Origin of the sequence: Blautia sp. An249, from assembly GCF_002159835.1 — a bacterium.
Classification (GTDB): Bacteria; Bacillota; Clostridia; order Lachnospirales; family Lachnospiraceae; genus Blautia_A; species Blautia_A avistercoris.
Window position 1 is genome coordinate 1 of record NZ_NFJL01000024.1, and the last position, 18,784, is coordinate 18,784.

Sequence of the window (18,784 nt, forward strand, 5' to 3'; positions counted from 1 at the left end):
ATAAGAATTGTCATATCTGTAATTCTTACCAAAAAGGAGCCATTTTTTACCAAAGCCACAAAGTTTTTTACACTACCAGATGCTCCCTCTTCTCCCAGCTCTTTTCTGTCGTAACGCCTAAGCCCTTGATCTCTACTTGTTTGCTATTATGGCAAATTTATAAACATGCAGATCTGATCTTGAAAACCAACGCTTTACTGCTTTCAGGTAGCCGAAAACACAGACATCATAAAATTCTCTTAAATCCAGATTATGGCGCTTAATATATGTAGTCAACAATGTATGGTGCTTCTCAGCAGATCTTCTCTCCCGTGCATTTAATGGTGTAAGTCGCTCATATATTCTCATTTCAACTTCTCCTGCAAAATTATATTTCTATCCGCAGCAGCTAATCTCCTATCCGGATCAAATTTACAGCCATCTTTGTAACCTCGTAGATAATTTTCCCTGTCTACAAATACATCGTATACGGCCGGCTGGTTTCTCTTATTCCGTGTTGCACCTGATAATTCTGTACTCTGTCCAATGTTGTCTTTCTGCTCCGACTCCTCAGCCTGATTTAATTCGCTGGAAATATCAGTTTCTGTTGCTTTTTCTGCCTGTCGGTTCAGAACATTCTTAATTCCATGTACATACCCATATGCATATCCGTTCATAAATTCCCGTCTTTCTCGAACCGGATAGCTTTTGTTTTCTCTTTTTACTCGCCTCACGCCCGAGGTAATACAATCCACGGCATATTTAAAAACGATTATACAGATGTTAAGATCTTCCTCCAGTCCAATAAAACCTATGTACTTTGTCTCCTTGTACTTTTCCCGGCTGACATATGCCTTGCAGCAATAATTCGTTGCCAAAATTCCTGATAATAGAACGATCCAAGGATCTCTCCGCTTCGTGTATCCTATGTTCGTTAGGATTTTTTTCACGGTTTGAGAGGTGTATTCACGCAGGTCCCTCACGTTTAATCCGTGTTCCGCCATAAGTTGGTGTGCTTTAATTAACGCGGCTTCTGCTTCATGTTCATTTGGGCTCTCTGCCAGCGCTAACAACTTCCTGATCTTTTCCCTATAATCTCCTGCCATTATTAATTTCCCTCCAAACTCTACAGCCATATTTCTGTTGTCCATGCCTTTATGAAGTCCATCACCTGTCCTTTCACATATTGAGAGACATCATATTTTTCAAACCAATCTATTAATTGTGGAATACTCATAAACTGCCTTTCAGTCCCTTTTTCAATGAGGCACACTCTTTTCTCTGTGTCCGGATGTAACAGGGACACTGAAATCGCCGGATAGACGTAATCTATCCCGCTGACTTCTGTCAACAGGTAATATGCAGCCCTATGTTTTTGATATGCCTCTCGATCAAAATACCGTTTTTCAAAATATTCCAATTCAATCGGATAATGCTCCGGTCTCAAATATCCTCCCTGAAGCTTGATATTCTCTGCCAGCTGCATATTGTGATATACATTGCTTCCAAGTCTCATGTGGTAACCATCACCAAATCCTTCAACTACCAATCGGGCTTCCTCTTTTCCATCTGCTCCAAAACGAATAATTCGTTCACCATTCTTTGCATAGAAGAGCGTATTTCCTGATGTATCTACAAATCTTACCAAGTTTTCCATATCAAATATCATTTAATACTATGTCCCCCTTTTTCACTTGTCGCTGGCATCCGAGCAATAAATATCGGATCTGAGGGTTCTTCCCTCTACTCTGATTCACTTATATCTCCCAGTGTCGGCTCGCCTGTAACGTACATGAATAAATCTTCTTTCTGAAATCCAATAATTTGAAATGTAAGATTTAAAAGCAGTACATCTTCTGTCATTTTCTCATTGATCAGAGTTCTGAAATCCATAGGATGATGCCAAATAATGTCGTATATACTCAATGTAATAATCCCCACAATCTTTTCTTCCGGATTATCTCTGGCAACAATTTCATGTTTCCTATATGGACGCTTCAGAAAAGACGCTTTTATCTTTTCCATACCATCTTCATCATATAGAGTAAAACTCAGATCATCATCCGGATTGTCATAACCAGTATCATTCACTGCATACTGATTGGGGAAATACGTTTCCCCATTCAAGACTGCTCTCTTTGCTTCGATAGCAGATATCAAAATCTGTTGTGAATTTTCATTTTCACTCAGCACTGCAGCGTACTCTTCATCATCCAGAATTATTTCCATTCCTAATCTACCCCATAGTCTCTTCATGTCTATCCCTCCTAAAAGTCATCTTTTCCTCAGCATCCCTGCTCGATCAATACTGCTTCATAGTAGTCATACTCTTCCCGTAATTCTTCTCCATCTTTATAAAAGTCCTGTAAGACAGCAAATATTTCTGCCAAAATCATTTGCTTTGGAATCATCTTCGCATATGACTCCGGTGTGGCATCCTCTGCCATAGTTCCATCAAAATAGAACCAATTCCCTCCAATACTGCAGACCACGCCATCCTCATTCGGACTCGAAATCAGCTTGACAACGCCGTTATCATAGCCTCTTTGAAGCATCTCTTTTGATATCATATTGATTCACGTCTCTCCTTTCTTCACTTCTGTTCGTGTTTAATATGTCTGGATCTGCCGCTTCTGAATGACAGCCATAACATAAAAATACCGCCGTATCCACATTTTGCACTGGATACGGCGATAAATTCGACATTTAACCCTCTTCGTCTAAAGTGGGCGCCGGTGAAATGCTGGTACAGGTAATTCCTTCATAGTATTCAGGCGTACCGTCTGCCTTTTCTACTCTGTTTGTATACGCATATCCGATAACGCAGATCGGGTCGTTCTCCTGGATGTTTTCAAGGACGTACTGAGCGTTTCTTCCAAACAGGGTAACTTTCGGCATATTAACATGTCCATTGGTGTATGTCCTGACCGTCAGAATAACAATATCTTTGTCCGGCACCTTAAAAATGTGAAATGCTGTGCCGGCCAGTCGTATTTCATTCTCGTCATCTACATACTCGCCTCTGGCTTCTTCCAGACCAAACCGGGATTCTATTTTCTTTAATGCACGAGTTATTCCTGCACCGACAAAACTTTGCCGATAAATAGTTTTTCCTCCGGTTCGGTCATACCTCTTTGTCTGCACGGTACCGAGCAGTGATACCCTGTCTTTCTCTGAAATCGAGGCCAGCACTTCCTGAGCCAGATCTCCATACCACGTTATTTTCGGGTAATTACTACGGCTCCCTCCTGCGGAGGTAGCTAATGACATTACCACTGTCTCCGTTCCCGGCACGTGGAACAGGTGGATGACTGTCCCCGTCATCTGCACGCTGTTCTCATTGATCAGTGCCTTCCGATACGAAACTGAGTTTTCCATTGAGTTGCTCATATCTTGATCCTCCTCTTAATTATTTAGGCAGCTCCTTATCGGTCCCTGCCTTTCATAATAAAGATGAAAGATATTGCAGCTCCTAAAAACTACTATATTGAAAGCTCCATTGTTCCTATTTCACGCCGCCGCAGCTTCCTTTAACTGATCCGAGGCAATCTGGATAACAGAAAACTCTTTTTTCTGCGTCAGATATTCGATCACTTCTTTGTAATTTATGACAGAAACAAAAATATGATCGTACCGCTGCTGTAAATCCGGAGAGCTCAGCATATCCAAGAAACTGATTAAAGCATCCGCATCCATTCCATCTGTATTATCAAATACTAATATTCTGTAAGAGGATAATGCGTTAATCAAATCCATAAGAACAAACCAGATCCGCGCTCTTTCTCCACTGGAAGCTGACTTTGATGCATCATACACCTTATCTCCGTCAAGGAGCTCAATTCTGAACCCATCGCTGCAGTCTAAACGAACCTTGTATTTAGGGAGAATTTTTCTCACACTCAGATTAAAATAATCCTCAAGAGGTTTCAGGCTTCTCTCCAGAATCTTCTGCCGGATTCCTTTTCGCGGATCCAGTTCACGGACGAGTTCCTCATAAGCATTCAGTTGATTTTTCTTTTCTTCAACGATTAACTTATGTTCTTCCACTGTCATGTTCTGGATAATAGCTGCCCTCTTCTTATTCATTTCCTCTATCTGGATTGCAATCTCTTTTATTCTTTCTGCCGAGGGCATTTTCCGCTCTTCCGGCATATGTTCCCGCAGGTATGCAATCTGTTCTTCCAGCGACTTTCTTACCTGATAGTTCCTCATCTGGGATTCCAATCTGTTCTTCGTCTGATACCATTCATTCTTCTGCCTGTCCAGTTCAGTTACCCGTTCCTTTTGTTTCGTATATTCCCTCATAAGATTATCTATTTCCGTCTGCAGTTCGGCTTTAATAGAAGTTTTGTCAGTAGAGCACTTCAGCTTTGGCGAAATAGGACAAGTGTCAGACGAAAGCCCATTCAGAATCTTATACATATTATTTCCGTTGGTCTTTATCGTCGTGACTACCCCTTGCAGATTGATGATTTCTTGATCAAGCCTCCTGATCTCATTTTCAGCCTGACGTATCATATTCTCGTCTGGTTTTTCAAGATCATCACCCAGTTTTGCTTCTTTCTCGCGTATTTCCCTCTGTACTCTTTCTCTCTCCCGTTTAGCTGCTTCATAAGACTTTACCCCGGCCTGCAGTTCCCCCTGTTCTTCCAGCAGCTGCTTCATGCTATCCTCAACCTGTTCTGCTGACTCTTCAATAGGAATCGTCTTTGTTCCCATCCGCATGGATGTTTCCTGTATTTCCTGTTTCAGTATCCTTCTCTGACGTTTGCTTTGGTTCCAAATCTGATCAATATCCCCCAGATTGATCTCAGCACCGGGGAGCAGCTTTTTGAGCAATGCCTCACCAGCTGATGTCATGTTACAAAAACTAAGCAACATTTCCCATTTCACTTTTACAGCCAACAGGTTGTTTTCCATCAGATATGCCGATAATTCCCCGCTGCTTAAATTGGACAGAGCCTCTGCTGATGTCATCAATTCTGCAGTGGTAGAAGAGGTTCCGGTTCTCTTCTCTAAAAGCTCACTGATACTTTTCTGTGTAGTTACTTTTCCGTTTAACCTCACCTCATTTCTTCCTGACGATACTGTCCTTGTAAGAGTTCCGATATCCGGAAACTGAAGTTCTACCACTCCTTTGTCACATCCGCCTGCTATAGGTTCTGACGGGGCATTCCCGGTAATTCCGTATCGTATTGCCTGCAAAACACTTGACTTTCCAGTCCCGTTTGCCCCTACAAGGATATTTACCTTAGCCGGAGTCATCTGAAATTTCCTCACACCTTTGAAATCTGTAATCCTAATATGCCCGATTTTCATCCTGTCTGCTCCTTTCGTCATCTCTTTTACATTATAAATATGCCTGTAAATCAGCGAATTGAAAAACAGCCCTTCCCAGAGCTGCTTTAAAAGTTCACACTATGTAAAACTATGACAGACTATTTGTATGCAAAAATCATACCCTGCGTATGACTACAAATCTTCAATTCCTACACCATCTATATCTTCCATCGTATCCCAGTCTTCTATTTCAGGTATTTCACTCCACTCCGGCTGTTCTGTTTCCGTCATGCTTTCAATGGACTGATCCGACTCAACCACTCCCTCAAAAGTATCTGGCAATCCATCCGGTATTAACTTCTCCATCATATCCTGCAGGGTGCTTTCCAGACTGCTGTTAAAGAACACGTCAAGAAAATCAATTCCCTTTCCAGTACTTTCATCCAATTGGCTGACTGCCTGCTCTGCTGCCACATCTCCTACGCCATCGCCATAGATATCATTGACAGATTTCACAATCAAATCAACCAGATCATTTGGATCTTCTTCCTGCCCGGTCACATCATTTACAATGGAGTCATTGGTGACAGTCCAGATATCATCTCCAATACGGATCGTCCTCTGTTCAACATCATCTGCGGACATCGTAACCAATTCGTCCATTCCTCTAATGATATAAGGCTCCATATCTTCCAGCGTCATTGCGATATCACTGTCTGTCATTCCATTTTCCCGCAAGCCCTCAACCAGATTTTCTATAGAAGGCATGATCCCATTTTCAGAATATGCTGCCACCTCCGCCGTCAATGAGAAAAGTCTGGCGTTATCCGACATATCTGTTTCCATATACAGCTCGCTAAGCGCAGTACTCATCAGTCGGTCTACCACCTGAACATCAACATCCTGAACTTTGTCTACCAGATCTCCACCGAATGAATAGGTATCATTATCAAGATATTCACGGAATCCGTCAATGATATCATCATAGACATCCTCTTCTTTGCGCTCTGTTCCCTCCTCGTCCTCATCATCGGCTTTTTCTTCTTCCCCACCGCTTTTACTTATCTCGTCCTGACCAATGGCAGCTTCCGTAGGATCAACCTTTTGTTCCTCATGCTCCTCTACAGTGTCTGGGATTTCCTGATCTTCCTGCACTTCCTGCACTTCTTCCGCCTCAATATCTGGTATATCTCCGTCAAATCCTCCTTCTTCGTTCTTTTTCTTCTGTTCTACATCTTCATTCCGCTCCTCGGACTCCTCAGTTATCTCCATATCATGATTTGAGGTGTCACCGGCTTCCCTTTCATCATTTCCAACTTCGGAGGATTCTTTTTCCGCCGGATCTCCTCTGTCGCTGTCTTGCTCTTCAGCTTTTCGGTCAGACTCAACATCTCTATTTTCCGGGCTTTCCACATCTTCCGATTTATAATCTTGCAGATACTCTTTGAATTCTGAAAATCCATCTTCCTCATGTATACTGATATATTCCCTTAGTTCGTCTGCATCCTCTGTTTCTGGGCGCTCAGATTCATCGCACATTTCCGGATCATAGTCTCCTGTTTCAGATATTCCATAGCGATTGTAGTAGCTCCCATCTTTCTCTATGAGTTGATTGTCCGGATGTTCCTCATTATATCGTTCAATATCTTCAGCAAAAGCATCTCTTTCGGTATCCAGAAAATTTTGAATATCCTTTTCAACATCTTTCGGTACATATTCATCTACTTCTGTACGCCCCGCGGAATCCTTTTCTATATTCGATACAAGCATATATCGGCTTTCTACATCCGCTCCCGGAACATGTAATGCTTCTTTACAGTCCTCATACTTGTCTATTGTATCCTTTATGGCAGCTTCTCTGTCCTCTGCTTTGGATATCCCTTCTTCAATAGCTGACTTAAGCTCCGAAACTTTTTCAAGTTTTGCTTCTAATTCCTGGCGTTTATCCGCATCTTCAGGATTTTGCAGATGAGACTCCAATTCCGTTTTTATCGCAGCTTCTCGGCTCTCGATGAAAAAATGGTCTTTCTCAAAATCGTCTATTAACTGCTCAAGTTCCGGAAGAACCGTATCCTTCAGATATATTTCATGGTCGCTTAGCTTTTTCTCGGTCCTTTCAACAAAATCCGCTTCTACCTCTTTTGTATAATGTTCCTTGAGCTGCTCCAAAGTACACCCCAGCTCAGCTGCCTTTGCCTCAAATACTTCCCGCCTCTGTCCCGAAGCAATATCCAATCGAGCTATGGTATTCCCAATGGGGATTTCTGTTTTTGGATTACGTATTTCCGAATTCAATACTCTGCCAAACGGAGAAACATGATAAAGGTTTTGCCCCAGTTCTACCATGCTAATTCTCGGAACACCCGCCGTCCGCACTTCTCCATTTATCACAGTATCAATATTCTGATAGAAGCCCCCTCTCCATATCTTCATGGAACCGTTCTGTATTGCATCTTTCGTCATATCGAATCCGAAATGCTGACCATACAGTGGATTGACCGAACGCATTGTCGATACCATTTCACGATCGATTTCACCCGAATTCTCTACAAATCCGGAATCCTGTACACCAAATTGATCCATAAAGACAGAGTCTGCACCTACATCGGGTGTTTCGTCTACAATGCTGTCCACATCTTCTTCCATCGTCACCGGATCTTTTTCAGCTGGAAACATCGCATCTAAGATTCCCCGCAGGACTTCTTCCAGCAGTGTTTCAAAAATATTGCCTCTGATAATCCCCAATACATCTACAGCTATGGTTCCTCCTGATACTTTATATTTGCCGTCAGCTCCTACTTCATCATTCTTGCGGGCCTCGATATCTACTCTGAGTTTCTCCCATGACACAAAAATATTTCTCGACAGATGCGTGTCCCGCATTTCCTGATAATGAGCCCTCAAATCTTCCAGGCTTTCCTGAATATTCTCTTCTATCCCCTGATCCTGTAAGGAATCACTTTCTCCAGCAGCTGCTTCTGTTATGTCAAAAAGTTCTCCATGCAGATCGGTATAGCGCTCCAGCGCTTCTGCAAATCTCTCTCCAAAACCGTCCGGTCCTTCTCCCCTGGCCGTATCATAAATGGACTTTAATGCCTCATCTCCTAATTCTGCCCGTAAGGCCTGGACCACTTCATTTCCCAGTTCCACAAAGTGGCCGGGTTCAACTGTCTCAAGATCCAGTTCTCTGATCTGTTTTAAATCGATCATCTCTTCACCTCCTCCCTTCTAATATGTCAGATATTGACTTGTTTCTAATCTCAACTACACAGTCTTTGAAATTAACGTGGCTAACATCCTTCATATTTATATTAGTACCTGCCGTATCTCGGCAAAACATATCAAGAAGGAGGACTACAATGAAATCTGAGAAGAACTGGTTGATTGTCACTGCGGTTATTGTGCTGCTGTTGTGTTCGATTGCCTCATACATAAATCGCCCCTTACCGGCCTATATTGATACCCCAAAGGACACTGCGGACGAAAACAAATCCTCAATCCCCGAAATGTCCATTTATGAAACAGACTCCCTGTCATTTCCCTATCCTGCCTCATGGCGTCAGATCCTGAAAAGCGGAAATGTTACCTTCCTATCCTCGGATGGATCATACCTGATGTTACAAGAGTCCACATACAATGCTCAGATCAATAATGCTACGGAAAGCTCTGTCCAACAAGAACTTGCGGCGTCTGGATTGACATTTATTTACTTTGAGAAGTTGACAACCAGCTCTTTTTTGCTTTCCTATCAGGAAGGAACTATTTATACCTGGGAATATGTCATGTGGGATCTGGACTCAGAATATCGTTTGATTCTATCTTACGAAGATCCCAGTTCTTACGAAGAACTCGCACTTTACATTTTTGAATCTTTCCACTGGGATAAAGTACGCTCAATCCCGGAAAACCTGTTTCTGGTATACTCGGTCTATGGAAATTTTGAATTCGCCATTCCTTCAGGGTGGACCACACAAACCTCTGGAGCATCATTCAATGCCTCGAACATGCAAACTGGTTCTCAACTATCTGTCACAGCATCACAGACAGATCTTCCGTCGTTGTCAGGAATTACACAAATCCAGTACGCAGAAAAAGTCTCTCAGCTCTATCCGGGACTCATGTTAAAAAGCTATGGAGCCGCAGATGAACAGGTGACTGCCGAGGCTGTTTACAATTCTCAAGCCGGAGAAAAGACGTTGTTCTATCACATTATGTACTTAAAGAATGGATTCCTTTATGAATTCTTGTTGAACACCCCTTATTCGGCAGGAAGCGATGATTATGATAATTTCATGGATTGCATTCAATATTTCCGATGTTTTTAACACAAATTAAGTCGGCAGGAACTTCTGATCCTGCCGACCTGTTAGGTTATCATTTATTTCAACTATTCATGTTTCGATTATCTGCTTCTTCTTTTACCGTTTCCTTTAGCGGCCACATTCCTGCCCGTTCCAGAGCTTTCCAGTTTGCTTTTATGGCGTTTATTGTTTTTCCTGTTCTCATCCTTTGCTCAACCTTATATATGAGGCCTTTTTTTATCATCTCTGCCATTGCTGCGTGCACAAGATTCTCCGGAACTTCATATTGACTGGCAACCGCCTTCACTGTTCCTCTGAATGTAGGAACAATGTATTTTTTATCTGATACATAAGATAAATCTTCTATGATCAAGTCATAAATCTTTGTCACTGCCTCTTTTTGAGCCGGAATCTCAATAATTTCAGTGGCAGCACCTTTCAGCCATGTACTGATGGCGTCTTTTACTCCATATAAAATCACCCGTTTATTACACCGATATCGCAAATACTCGACCGGAAACTGAAACTGTCCGCTACCTGCAAAAATAATATAATTTTTAATTTCCGGAAATTCTATAAAAAACTGATAGATCCGGTTCATCATAATAACATCGGTCATGTTTCTTTTATGAAAAAATGCCGCGTCCTGCGTATCAACCACTTCATCCGCTATTTCATAAATATGCTCCTTGTCAAGCTGAATACGGTCCACTGAAAAATCAACAAAAAAATAAATCTTTTTAATATGCAGGTTTTCGTCTATAGATTTCTTCCATTCATTAATATCTGGTTTCAGGCGACACAGCTTCTGAAGGGAATAATTCCAGTAATCAAAATTTACAAATGCCACTGCCTCCTGGTCTGTTATTGTCTCACTCTGCTTTTTCCGCTTCCCAATCCGATTAAACCAACTCATAGTTTCCCTTTCTTTCTCTCATTTAATGTCTGCAATTTACCAAAACATTAATTTTATCAGGCCCGTAAGCCAGTACTTTGCAAGTTATTCTTTTTTTCAATTTCCACGTCGTATTTGTAATATCAAGAATCTCTCCGTTCATATCAGCCTGTACGATCATATCGGAGAGCTGTGTAAGGATTGCCTCATATTCTTCCATGGTAATCCTTGTATTGCATGAAGTGTTCTCTCCTCTATAAGGGCACGAATAGACGATTCCTCTTGAACTTCTCTCCAATTTTAGTTCACACGGCGTCCCATGCTCTCCACAAAAAAGATGGAGAAGCTTCCATGAGTCTCTTATAATATACTTCACTCTCTCACTCCTCGCTACAAAAAATATAGAATTCTCTCGATTATGACTCCGGTCAGAACGAACGGAGCATATGCAATCTCTGCCGCCTCTTTCTCCCACATCTTTTCTAATAGACGATATAGGATCAATAACATATTTGCCACAAAAATCACCACACCGATTTGATATCCCAGCCATAGAGACAATGACGCCATCATAATAACGTCGCCTCCACCACCGCCGAAATAGCGGGCAATGATCAGATAGCATCCGCCGACAAAACATGCCGAGAAACAGGCCTCACCCCAGGTCGGGCCAGAATTTAGAATAATCCCTGTGATACTTGCAGGTACGAACAATAATAAGAAAAGTTCAATCGGTATTTCTCTTTTCCTAAAATCAAGGATCGCACTATAGATCATAATTCCGACAAGAAGGAGTGTGATCACATACGATATGATATTCTCCACCACAATGCACCTCCCTTCACTTCTATCTCTCATAAATATGAAAGATATTGAACCCAAAATGTAAAAGCGAAGGACTACTGCCTCCGCCTTTACTTTATAGTTCGGGAAAAGGGATTGTTATACCTTCTTTGTTGCCCGAAAAGCCTGAAATTCTTTCTCCGTCGAAACACCTAGTATTTCCCAGCAGCGTTCTTCCAGCCATTCCATATCTATATCACGGGATTCTGTGTACCATACCCCGTTAATCACATCATAAAATATTTTGGTTTGATTTTCTTTTAATGCTATGTAAATCCGTTTCACCGGTTTATCTGTCTCATTTTCCTGTCCTTCTTTTCCCCAATATGCAATGCGTTCTATATCCGGTCTTAAATTCCCGTGGTAATCTGCTCTCTTCCCCTCCTGATAGCATGTCATCATACAATTTAAGAGTTTTGCCGTGACTTCGGCATCTGAAAAAGCGGAATGATAATGCTCTGCCTCTATCCCGAAATAGTCTGCAATTGTCTCCAGTTTGAAATTTTCCACACTTTCTGATGGCACAAAGTCACGTGCCATTAAAAGTATATCAAAAGAATCCTGACAGCACCATTCAATCCCATGCCTGTAAAAGCACTGCTTCAAAAACAAGTCGTCAAAACGCATATTGTTGTATCCCGATACCGGTAAATCTTCAAAGAAAAACAGAATATCTTCCAGGCATTCCTCCTCATAAGGCTCTTTATCCAGCTGTTCTCTCGAAATGCCCGTCAATTTTTCAATCTCCTCCGGGAATTCAAGACACTCTGGCAGACGGATATAACGATGGAGTCGGTCCTCTTCAACGAATTTTCCATCCTTTTTCTTCAGCCAGATAGCCCCTATCTCAATAATGCGGTGATAGAGGGGGTTAGTCCCCGTTGTCTCCAGATCATACAGAATAAGGTTCTGGCACTCTGCAAGTCTTTTTTGCACCTCATCCACAGCGCGCTGACTCCTCCAATAGAAGAAGCTCGGCTGTCTGTTTTCTGCTTTCTCCATTTCTGCATTCCTCCTATGCTACATTTTTGCCTGCCGTATGGCTATGTTCTTTCAGCCAGCGTTGGCATGCATCCACCTGCTCCTGACGCGGCCCTGAAATGGGGCTAATCTGTCTCGGGAATGTGTTTGCAATATACAGAAGAGAATCCATATCCTTCTCCGCCAGCTGTGCAACCGTATAATTTTTCCCCTTCTGCCGGCCGATTGTAATGATGACATCTTCATAATTCGTGACTGGTTTTCTCTGCTCCTGTGCTGGCTGTGTTGCTTTTTCCCGCACTTTTTCCGCTGGATCACCAATTTTTTCGTCTGTCGGTTTATTGCTCTGCTGCTCTTCCATCTCAAACAAAAGTTTATAGTCTTTTGCCGGAAGCCCCAGATAATAAACTGCCGCATCGTCGAAAGCTCTTTTTATCGCCATTTTTATCGGATAGCTTTTTGCAATCGGGTTACGTAGATTCGCTTCTGCAGCCTCTCCGAACCCTCTTACCTCTCTTCCAGTCTTATCCCAGATCCTACAGCGGACAGAAACCCTCGCATTATCACAAATAAATGGTTCAAAATCAAATTCAGCATCTGTCTCATATCGAATCACATGATCCAGGATTTCATGAGGCGAGCTCTCCTTTTCCGGAAAATCAATATTTCTGTTCAACAACTCACTGTATAGCTGCATTCTCTTCCTCCCTGTTTCTTTCTTCTGCTCCGCCCGGTAACTTCTCAGGATTCCCCAAAGTGGAAGAATCTTCTGCGTTTTCCTTGTACAACACGTTTAAATATTTCCCATACATAGCTGTCTGTATGAAATCCATCGACATAGATATTGGCTTTTTCCTGCCAGATCCCATAGTTTTCTGCCGGAATACGCTCCATACCCACCTCAGAAGCTAATTTTTCTAACTTCTGTGTATATTGAGTTTCCATTTCTTTACGGGCACCTTCCGCCGATCTATACACTCCTTCACACCATATTGATTCTCCATGCTTGTCTTTCTCACAGGATACTAAAACATATACTACTCTATTGCCTTTTCCCATTTCTTTATTGGCCTCCTTCCATCAGTGTATATTTCACATATTTAATATGAAGAAACTCCGCTCCTCTAAAAAGCAAAAACAACCGATAGTCAATGGATTCTGACTACCGATTGCTTTGTAAATCATGGGGTACAGACAAACAACTGATTGTCCTCCACCTTCCCCTTAAATCCTGTATCATGCCCATAATAGAGATACTCTTCTTTTGACTTAAGGTCCTGCAGATGTGGCAGCGCCTCTTCTGCAACAAGTTCTTTTTCTTTGGCTTCCAGATTTTTATTGATAAAGCCTGCAAAATCTATGACAGCTTCTTTTATTTCTGACTCCGCGGCTTGCTCAGTTATACTCAATTGAATACATCCTACATTTCCAGCAGGATTTAAAAGTAATTCCAGTCCGATCGTCTCTACATACATTCCGCGATAAAGTCCTGCTCCCAGAAACTCTAAATCTGTTGAGAAATACTGTTCCACTGTTCGCAGTAAATCTGTTGAAAATGGAATATCAAGACCGCTTTCTTCCATGATATAATTTTTTCCCTCTTCCAGAGCTGCTTTTACCCTCTCATCATATCCCTGAATCATCTGTGTCTCACTGTTTTCGGGATGACTGCGCGCATACTCCGGTACTGCAAGATAACTATATGCTGCCATCGCTGCTATAACTAATAAAAACAGGATTCCCCCGAATATAATACATTTTTTCATAACTGTCCTCCTTGTTTTAAAGCAGGCGGGTTTGCCCCGCCTGTTTTTCTTTGGTAATGTTTGTCTTCCAAAAACACAGCATCATAAACTGCACGCTTTAATTTTTGAGCCGGTGACTCCGGCAGTGTACAGTCCTCCGTCAGTTTCATCAGATTCAAAATCAAATCATATGCACTGTAACTATTTTGAATCTGGGCCGCTGTTTCCGGCAAAAGACGGATGGTGCGTTTCTTTCCTATAGCCTTCATAATCTTCAGTTGGCTGAACAGATGAGACAAAACAGATTCTGGATTTATCACATTCACTTCTTGAAAGTGTTTCATACGCTCAAGGAATACCGGGTACTGCTCCATAATCTCTGTTTTAATCCCTATATGTAATGAATTTACAGAAGCTTTCCCATCGTGTTTTATGAGAACACCTTCACCCTCCGCAACAGCGTTTTCAAGTCTCCATGTCGGTCTTGCCGATAGACTGGCATCATACGTATCCGATGTTGACAATCGTATCCCCGGAATCAGCTCCTCACAAATCTGATACCGTTCCCTAAGCCGTTGTCCCAGCTCCGGAAATTCTAAATAGACTGTACTTACAAAAGCGTCTACCTGCCAGCTCCGGCTGCATGGCGGTTCACCAACTAATTTTTCCAGCATATGAATTGTATTCCTAAAAAAGGACTGCGGTATATATTTGTAATGTGCAGACCCCATCATCACGATTTTTCGGATACCACTCTGAGGCAGTTCCCGAATCAGGGCCTTTACCGATTGAGGGGCGCTGTGCAGCCTGTGCATAACAAAAGTCGCCCATTCTACGGATTGATCGAAAACTGCATCTCCATACATCTTTGCTCTGGCACAAAGCGATTCCGGAAGACGGGGCGACGTAAAATACATCTGTCCATTGTAGCGGATAAAAAGCCGGCTTTGATTCTGCGCCTCCAAAAAAATCTCTTCACTTCCTCCCTTCCCTTGAATCTCCTCCAGAGAAAGAGTCTGCAATGTGGGAAGGCTCCTTGAAAAGTAATCTCTGATCGTCCCCATATAAATAACTTTGCCCTTTGGAAAACCTGACTCCTCCATTCCAGATATTCCGTTTTTACCGGATGAAGAAAACGTCTTTTTCAGCTGTTTTACATCCAGAACTGGCAAAAGTTCAATCTGATCCGTTTCCATGTCTATTACATATGTATGCTCTGCCAGTTCCTCAACAAGCTGTGTAAATGCATTCAGTTCTTTTCCTCTTTTCAAAAATGTGTCGCATATATCCATCCTGTCTCCTTTCACCTTTAACCCTAAAACTCCTGCCTTCTTTTTCATCCTTACAAAATTAAATATGAAAGAAACTGCTCTTATTTTTGATTCATACAAAAGAGCAGCGATCACCATATCTCCATGACCGCTGCTTCTGTTTTATGGACTAATCACCTGTGTTACTGCCTCTTTTGTAACCTGAAACGTAGATTCCTGCCCTGAGCGCGGAAACCAAAATTCTCTTTCTGTTGTAACTTGTACATGGACTTTATTATCTGCGATTGCCTGATGATTGAGCCTCATAGAAATGGGATTATCGAAGTCTGCACTGGAAGCCAACAACAAACTGCTCATCAGTGACACCTTGCCCTCATCCAATGTATTGTCGTAGCTCATACCGTACGCTGCACTTCCATCAGCAATCAAATCTGCCCTGGTCTGCGCATATACCGAGGCTTGGAACAGGTTAATTGATTCCGCCACGCCTGCCATCAGGAATATTCCTAATGCGCAGATCAATGCTCCTAAGAGCATGGAACCGTTTCCTTTCTTCCACTGTATCTTTCTCACTGTCCACCCTCCTCTTTCGTCTATGGGACTGCCGGTCTTTCAATCATCATTGTGATATCTGCGGCAACCGTTGAGTTCGACCAAGGGGAAATCGTATTGACCTTTGCTTCTACCGTACACTTGATCAATCCCCCTTTCTGCCATATTGACCCCATATAGTTTCTGATATTTACGGAAACAGAGCCTGGTTCCACTCCCGGAATGTCCTGCGCCATATCCTCTACCAGCAGTTCCGCAGCCTGCTGTGCCTGACTTTGACTTTCGCAGATAACCGCTGCTCTTGCGGCTGAATATGTAGTATACTCAATAGACTGTCTTGCCAGGCCAAGCTGCGCGGCCATGATAATCGCACCAAATACCAACATGATTGCAGGCAGTACCATGGCAAATCCCAGAAGCTCGCCTCCACCTTTGCGCCAATTTATATTTTTCAAAACAGCACGCATATCACAACACCTCCAATTGCACCGAGTAACAAATAGGGTGCAAATTTTACTTTTCGGCCAGTTCCCAGAGTTTGATCAAAATCCATCGTCATTAAAGACCAAATCCCTGCTCTCATATCTGTCAGAGTATCCCTTTTATGAATAGCAAACTCAATCAGCAAAAGAAGGACGGACGCAATCGCCACAGTATAAATCATAAATTCCATACCCCCAACTGCGAGAAACGCCATAATAAGCTTGAGATCTCCCATGCCCATAAGCGCTGCCATTCCTAACAGGCTGACAAGAAAGAGCAGTATGCATCTCATAATCCCCGCTTCCATACCTTGATGGTAAAACGTATATAATATCCCCAAGGTTATCACTGGTAAAGTAAGCAGGTTTGGCACTCTGCCTGTTCTCCAGTCGCAAGTTGCAGCAATTGCACCTGTCACAATCGCTGTAACTGCCGTAATGCCATCCATATTTACGGAGTCATTGATCCGCCGCTGCCACTACCTCCGATGTTAATACCATCGATTAAGTTCTTTGCGTCATTAACCTTTCCCTCCGCTGAGCTTACAACTCCCTGGATCGCAATAGCCAATACCGCAACAATGGCGATGACCAGCGCAAACTGGATCAGTTCTGCACCTTCTTCGTCAAACAAAAAACGTTTCCAATATGCCATAGCATGTTCCTCCTTTCAAAATCATTGATTGTTTTTGACATTTTAAATATGAAAGATATTGAAATCACATTGAATTAATCTGCATCATAATGGGAATCAGCATGATAATCAGTAAAGGCAGGATTTTGAAAACCATTACCGGCAGCAAAACTGTATTTGATAATTTTGCAGCCCGCTCTTTTGCCTCCAATAGATTGGACTGCTTGATTTCCATGGACTTACGTCCAACGATTTCAGAAATCGGGATTCCCTTCTCATATCCTGCTACCAGAGCCAGAACAAAATCTGAAAAAACACCAACATCGTAACGAAGAGCGACTTCTTCCAACGCCCTCTGCCAGCTTTTTGCCCCGATTTCCGTTTCAGCCATTACCATTAACAGCTCTTCAGAGACTATACAGGGGATTTCTTTCGCAGTAGTTTTAATTGCAGATTCCACTGGAATACCAATCTGAGCAGCAGTTGCAAACAGATCAATAAATCTGGGTAATTCATTTGCCATACGTTTCCTTTTTTCTTTGGCTCTGCCACCAATCTGTTGCTCCTGGTACGGACCCATACAGAAAAAGATTCCTACACCGATGACAGCAACCACAATGTTCCTAAAAAACACCGCAAAACAGAGCGACAGACCGAAAGCCATAATACCGGTCATCCTCATTCCTGCTTCTCTTCTCCATCTCGGATCAATTCTCAGAACCCGGCAGTTTTTGATATATTTGTCCTGGGACATTCCCAATTTTCTCGCTATTTCCCTGGGATCTTTCTTCAGGAAAAAAGCGTCATAGATTTTTTCATAGAAATTACTGAAAATCCACTCTTCATCTGTCTGTCGCCCCATTTTTCTTGACGCATTTCCCAGAAATGCAATTGTAAAAAGAAATACGGAAGCCCCGACACTTGCTACTACCCACATCCTAAAGCCCTCCTGTTCCACGCCTGACTACTTTTCGTATTACAACCGATCCGACCATCGTAAACGCCAGAATACCGGCAAATACAGCTGTCATTGTCGGCGTCTGAAAAAAGGTTTCGATATATTGCGGTGAGCCGGCAAATAACCCTGCTATGATCAACAGCGGCATGACATCCATCGTCCATATTGTGATATTGGTATCTGCAAACAGACTTTTTATTTCCCTCCTGAGCAAGATTCTGCTGCTGATATTACGCGCTACTGTTTCCACAACCTTTGCCTCACTTCCTCCCAGTGTGTTTTGCAGTGTCAGAGAAAGCGCTACATCCATAGCATCCTCACTTTGAAGCGTGTCTGCCGCTCTCATAAATGCCTCTTTTACACCAAGTCCAACTGTCAGGTCCGCATCAATCTGCCGGAAGCTCTCTTTGATTGTGTTATGGATAAAAGGGCTTTTACAAATATCCGACACAGATTGCTGTATTGTGAGACCGGATCTAAGAGAGGCTGCCATCTGCTGTAATGCCTGCGCATAGCGGTTCTCAAACTGTTTCCGTTTTCGCTCGCTTTGCAGCCTTAACGCCAACTCCGGCAATACCAGCCCGATCACACCAAGACCGAATGCAATCCCTGCCGATTTGACAAACAGATAGAGTGCCAGCATCATTCCCGTATATCCCAACAAGCCAAGTGCAAAATATGTTTTGACTGTAAAGGGGGTTCCATAGCTTTTTAGATGCGCTTCTAAAAACTGCCTTCTTTCTCTATCTGGTTTTTGGCGCTTCGGCAGACTTCTCTGCGATTTTATGTGCATAATCATGGCTGCTGCAAAACAAAATATAGCCCCGTAGACCGGCACGACCAATAAACTAAGCCTCATAGAC

At 42.6% G+C, this 18,784-nt stretch carries 23 protein-coding genes; 1 reads left to right on the forward strand and 22 read right to left on the reverse strand.

Annotation, left to right across the window (positions count from 1 at the left end):
* Positions 1-132: 132 nt before the first annotated feature.
* From B5F53_RS16785 to B5F53_RS16820, 8 genes are all read right to left on the reverse strand, one after another.
* Positions 133-348: a hypothetical protein gene (locus tag B5F53_RS16785; protein ID WP_087225856.1), complete on the reverse strand. Its 216-nt coding sequence runs from the start codon at positions 346-348 to the stop codon at positions 133-135.
* Positions 345-1,115, reverse strand: coding sequence for a DUF2786 domain-containing protein (locus B5F53_RS16790; RefSeq protein WP_162610638.1), 771 nt, complete (start codon positions 1,113-1,115; stop codon positions 345-347). Before B5F53_RS16790 ends, B5F53_RS16785 begins: the two co-directional genes overlap by 4 nt.
* Positions 1,106-1,648, reverse strand: coding sequence for a hypothetical protein (locus tag B5F53_RS16795; protein ID WP_087225863.1), 543 nt, complete (start codon positions 1,646-1,648; stop codon positions 1,106-1,108). Before B5F53_RS16795 ends, B5F53_RS16790 begins: the two co-directional genes overlap by 10 nt.
* A 74-nt stretch (positions 1,649-1,722) precedes the next feature.
* Positions 1,723-2,235: a hypothetical protein gene (locus B5F53_RS16800; RefSeq protein WP_140398266.1), complete on the reverse strand. Its 513-nt coding sequence runs from the start codon at positions 2,233-2,235 to the stop codon at positions 1,723-1,725.
* Positions 2,236-2,264: 29 nt separating this feature from the next.
* Complete coding sequence (locus tag B5F53_RS16805; RefSeq protein WP_087225867.1) at positions 2,265-2,549, reverse strand: hypothetical protein; 285 nt, start codon at positions 2,547-2,549, stop codon at positions 2,265-2,267.
* Between the two features lie 136 nt (positions 2,550-2,685).
* Entirely contained in the window at positions 2,686-3,369 is a 684-nt protein-coding gene (locus B5F53_RS16810) for a hypothetical protein (protein WP_087225870.1), read from the reverse strand.
* A 120-nt stretch (positions 3,370-3,489) separates the two neighbouring features.
* Complete coding sequence (locus B5F53_RS16815; RefSeq protein ID WP_162610639.1) at positions 3,490-5,298, reverse strand: ATP-binding protein; 1,809 nt, start codon at positions 5,296-5,298, stop codon at positions 3,490-3,492.
* A 153-nt stretch (positions 5,299-5,451) separates the two neighbouring features.
* Positions 5,452-8,469: a hypothetical protein gene (locus B5F53_RS16820; RefSeq protein ID WP_087225874.1), complete on the reverse strand. Its 3,018-nt coding sequence runs from the start codon at positions 8,467-8,469 to the stop codon at positions 5,452-5,454.
* Between the two features lie 149 nt (positions 8,470-8,618).
* Here B5F53_RS16820 and B5F53_RS16825 point away from each other — a divergent pair, with 149 nt between their 5' ends.
* A complete protein-coding gene (locus B5F53_RS16825; protein ID WP_087225876.1) occupies positions 8,619-9,584 on the forward strand; it encodes a hypothetical protein in 966 nt (321 codons plus the stop codon).
* Positions 9,585-9,642: 58 nt separating this feature from the next.
* Here the strand turns inward: B5F53_RS16825 and B5F53_RS16830 are convergent, their stop codons facing one another.
* The 14 genes from B5F53_RS16830 to B5F53_RS16890 form a co-directional block, all read right to left on the reverse strand.
* A complete protein-coding gene (locus B5F53_RS16830; protein ID WP_087225879.1) occupies positions 9,643-10,476 on the reverse strand; it encodes an NYN domain-containing protein in 834 nt (277 codons plus the stop codon).
* Between the two features lie 22 nt (positions 10,477-10,498).
* Positions 10,499-10,831, reverse strand: a complete 333-nt coding sequence (locus tag B5F53_RS19695) for a hypothetical protein (RefSeq protein WP_140398267.1) — start codon at positions 10,829-10,831, stop codon at positions 10,499-10,501.
* Between the two features lie 14 nt (positions 10,832-10,845).
* Positions 10,846-11,283, reverse strand: coding sequence for a prepilin peptidase (locus B5F53_RS16835; RefSeq protein ID WP_162610640.1), 438 nt, complete (start codon positions 11,281-11,283; stop codon positions 10,846-10,848).
* Between the two features lie 114 nt (positions 11,284-11,397).
* A complete protein-coding gene (locus tag B5F53_RS16840) occupies positions 11,398-12,300 on the reverse strand; it encodes a 3'-5' exonuclease (protein ID WP_087225885.1) in 903 nt (300 codons plus the stop codon).
* Between the two features lie 13 nt (positions 12,301-12,313).
* Positions 12,314-12,976, reverse strand: coding sequence for a hypothetical protein (locus B5F53_RS16845; protein WP_087225888.1), 663 nt, complete (start codon positions 12,974-12,976; stop codon positions 12,314-12,316).
* 44 nt (positions 12,977-13,020) lie between these two features.
* Positions 13,021-13,338, reverse strand: coding sequence for a hypothetical protein (locus B5F53_RS16850; protein ID WP_087225891.1), 318 nt, complete (start codon positions 13,336-13,338; stop codon positions 13,021-13,023).
* A gap of 122 nt (positions 13,339-13,460) precedes the next feature.
* Positions 13,461-14,045: a hypothetical protein gene (locus B5F53_RS16855; protein WP_087225894.1), complete on the reverse strand. Its 585-nt coding sequence runs from the start codon at positions 14,043-14,045 to the stop codon at positions 13,461-13,463.
* Positions 14,042-15,316: a hypothetical protein gene (locus B5F53_RS16860; RefSeq protein ID WP_140398269.1), complete on the reverse strand. Its 1,275-nt coding sequence runs from the start codon at positions 15,314-15,316 to the stop codon at positions 14,042-14,044. The genes B5F53_RS16855 and B5F53_RS16860 overlap by 4 nt, the downstream gene beginning before the upstream one ends.
* Before the next feature lie 141 nt (positions 15,317-15,457).
* Positions 15,458-15,868 (reverse strand): hypothetical protein, encoded by a 411-nt coding sequence (locus B5F53_RS16865; RefSeq protein ID WP_087225903.1) that lies wholly within the window; start codon positions 15,866-15,868, stop codon positions 15,458-15,460.
* 20 nt (positions 15,869-15,888) lie between these two features.
* Positions 15,889-16,314: a TadE/TadG family type IV pilus assembly protein gene (locus tag B5F53_RS16870; protein ID WP_087225907.1), complete on the reverse strand. Its 426-nt coding sequence runs from the start codon at positions 16,312-16,314 to the stop codon at positions 15,889-15,891.
* Positions 16,299-16,778, reverse strand: coding sequence for a prepilin peptidase (locus tag B5F53_RS16875; protein WP_087225910.1), 480 nt, complete (start codon positions 16,776-16,778; stop codon positions 16,299-16,301). The genes B5F53_RS16870 and B5F53_RS16875 overlap by 16 nt, the downstream gene beginning before the upstream one ends.
* A 2-nt stretch (positions 16,779-16,780) precedes the next feature.
* Complete coding sequence (locus B5F53_RS16880; RefSeq protein WP_087225912.1) at positions 16,781-16,984, reverse strand: Flp family type IVb pilin; 204 nt, start codon at positions 16,982-16,984, stop codon at positions 16,781-16,783.
* 64 nt (positions 16,985-17,048) lie between these two features.
* Positions 17,049-17,900, reverse strand: a complete 852-nt coding sequence (locus B5F53_RS16885) for a type II secretion system F family protein (RefSeq protein WP_087225917.1) — start codon at positions 17,898-17,900, stop codon at positions 17,049-17,051.
* Between the two features lies 1 nt (position 17,901).
* The gene (locus tag B5F53_RS16890; RefSeq protein ID WP_087225921.1) at positions 17,902-18,780 is read right to left on the reverse strand and encodes a type II secretion system F family protein; all 879 of its coding nucleotides are present in this window, start codon (positions 18,778-18,780) and stop codon (positions 17,902-17,904) included.
* Positions 18,781-18,784 lie beyond the last annotated feature (4 nt).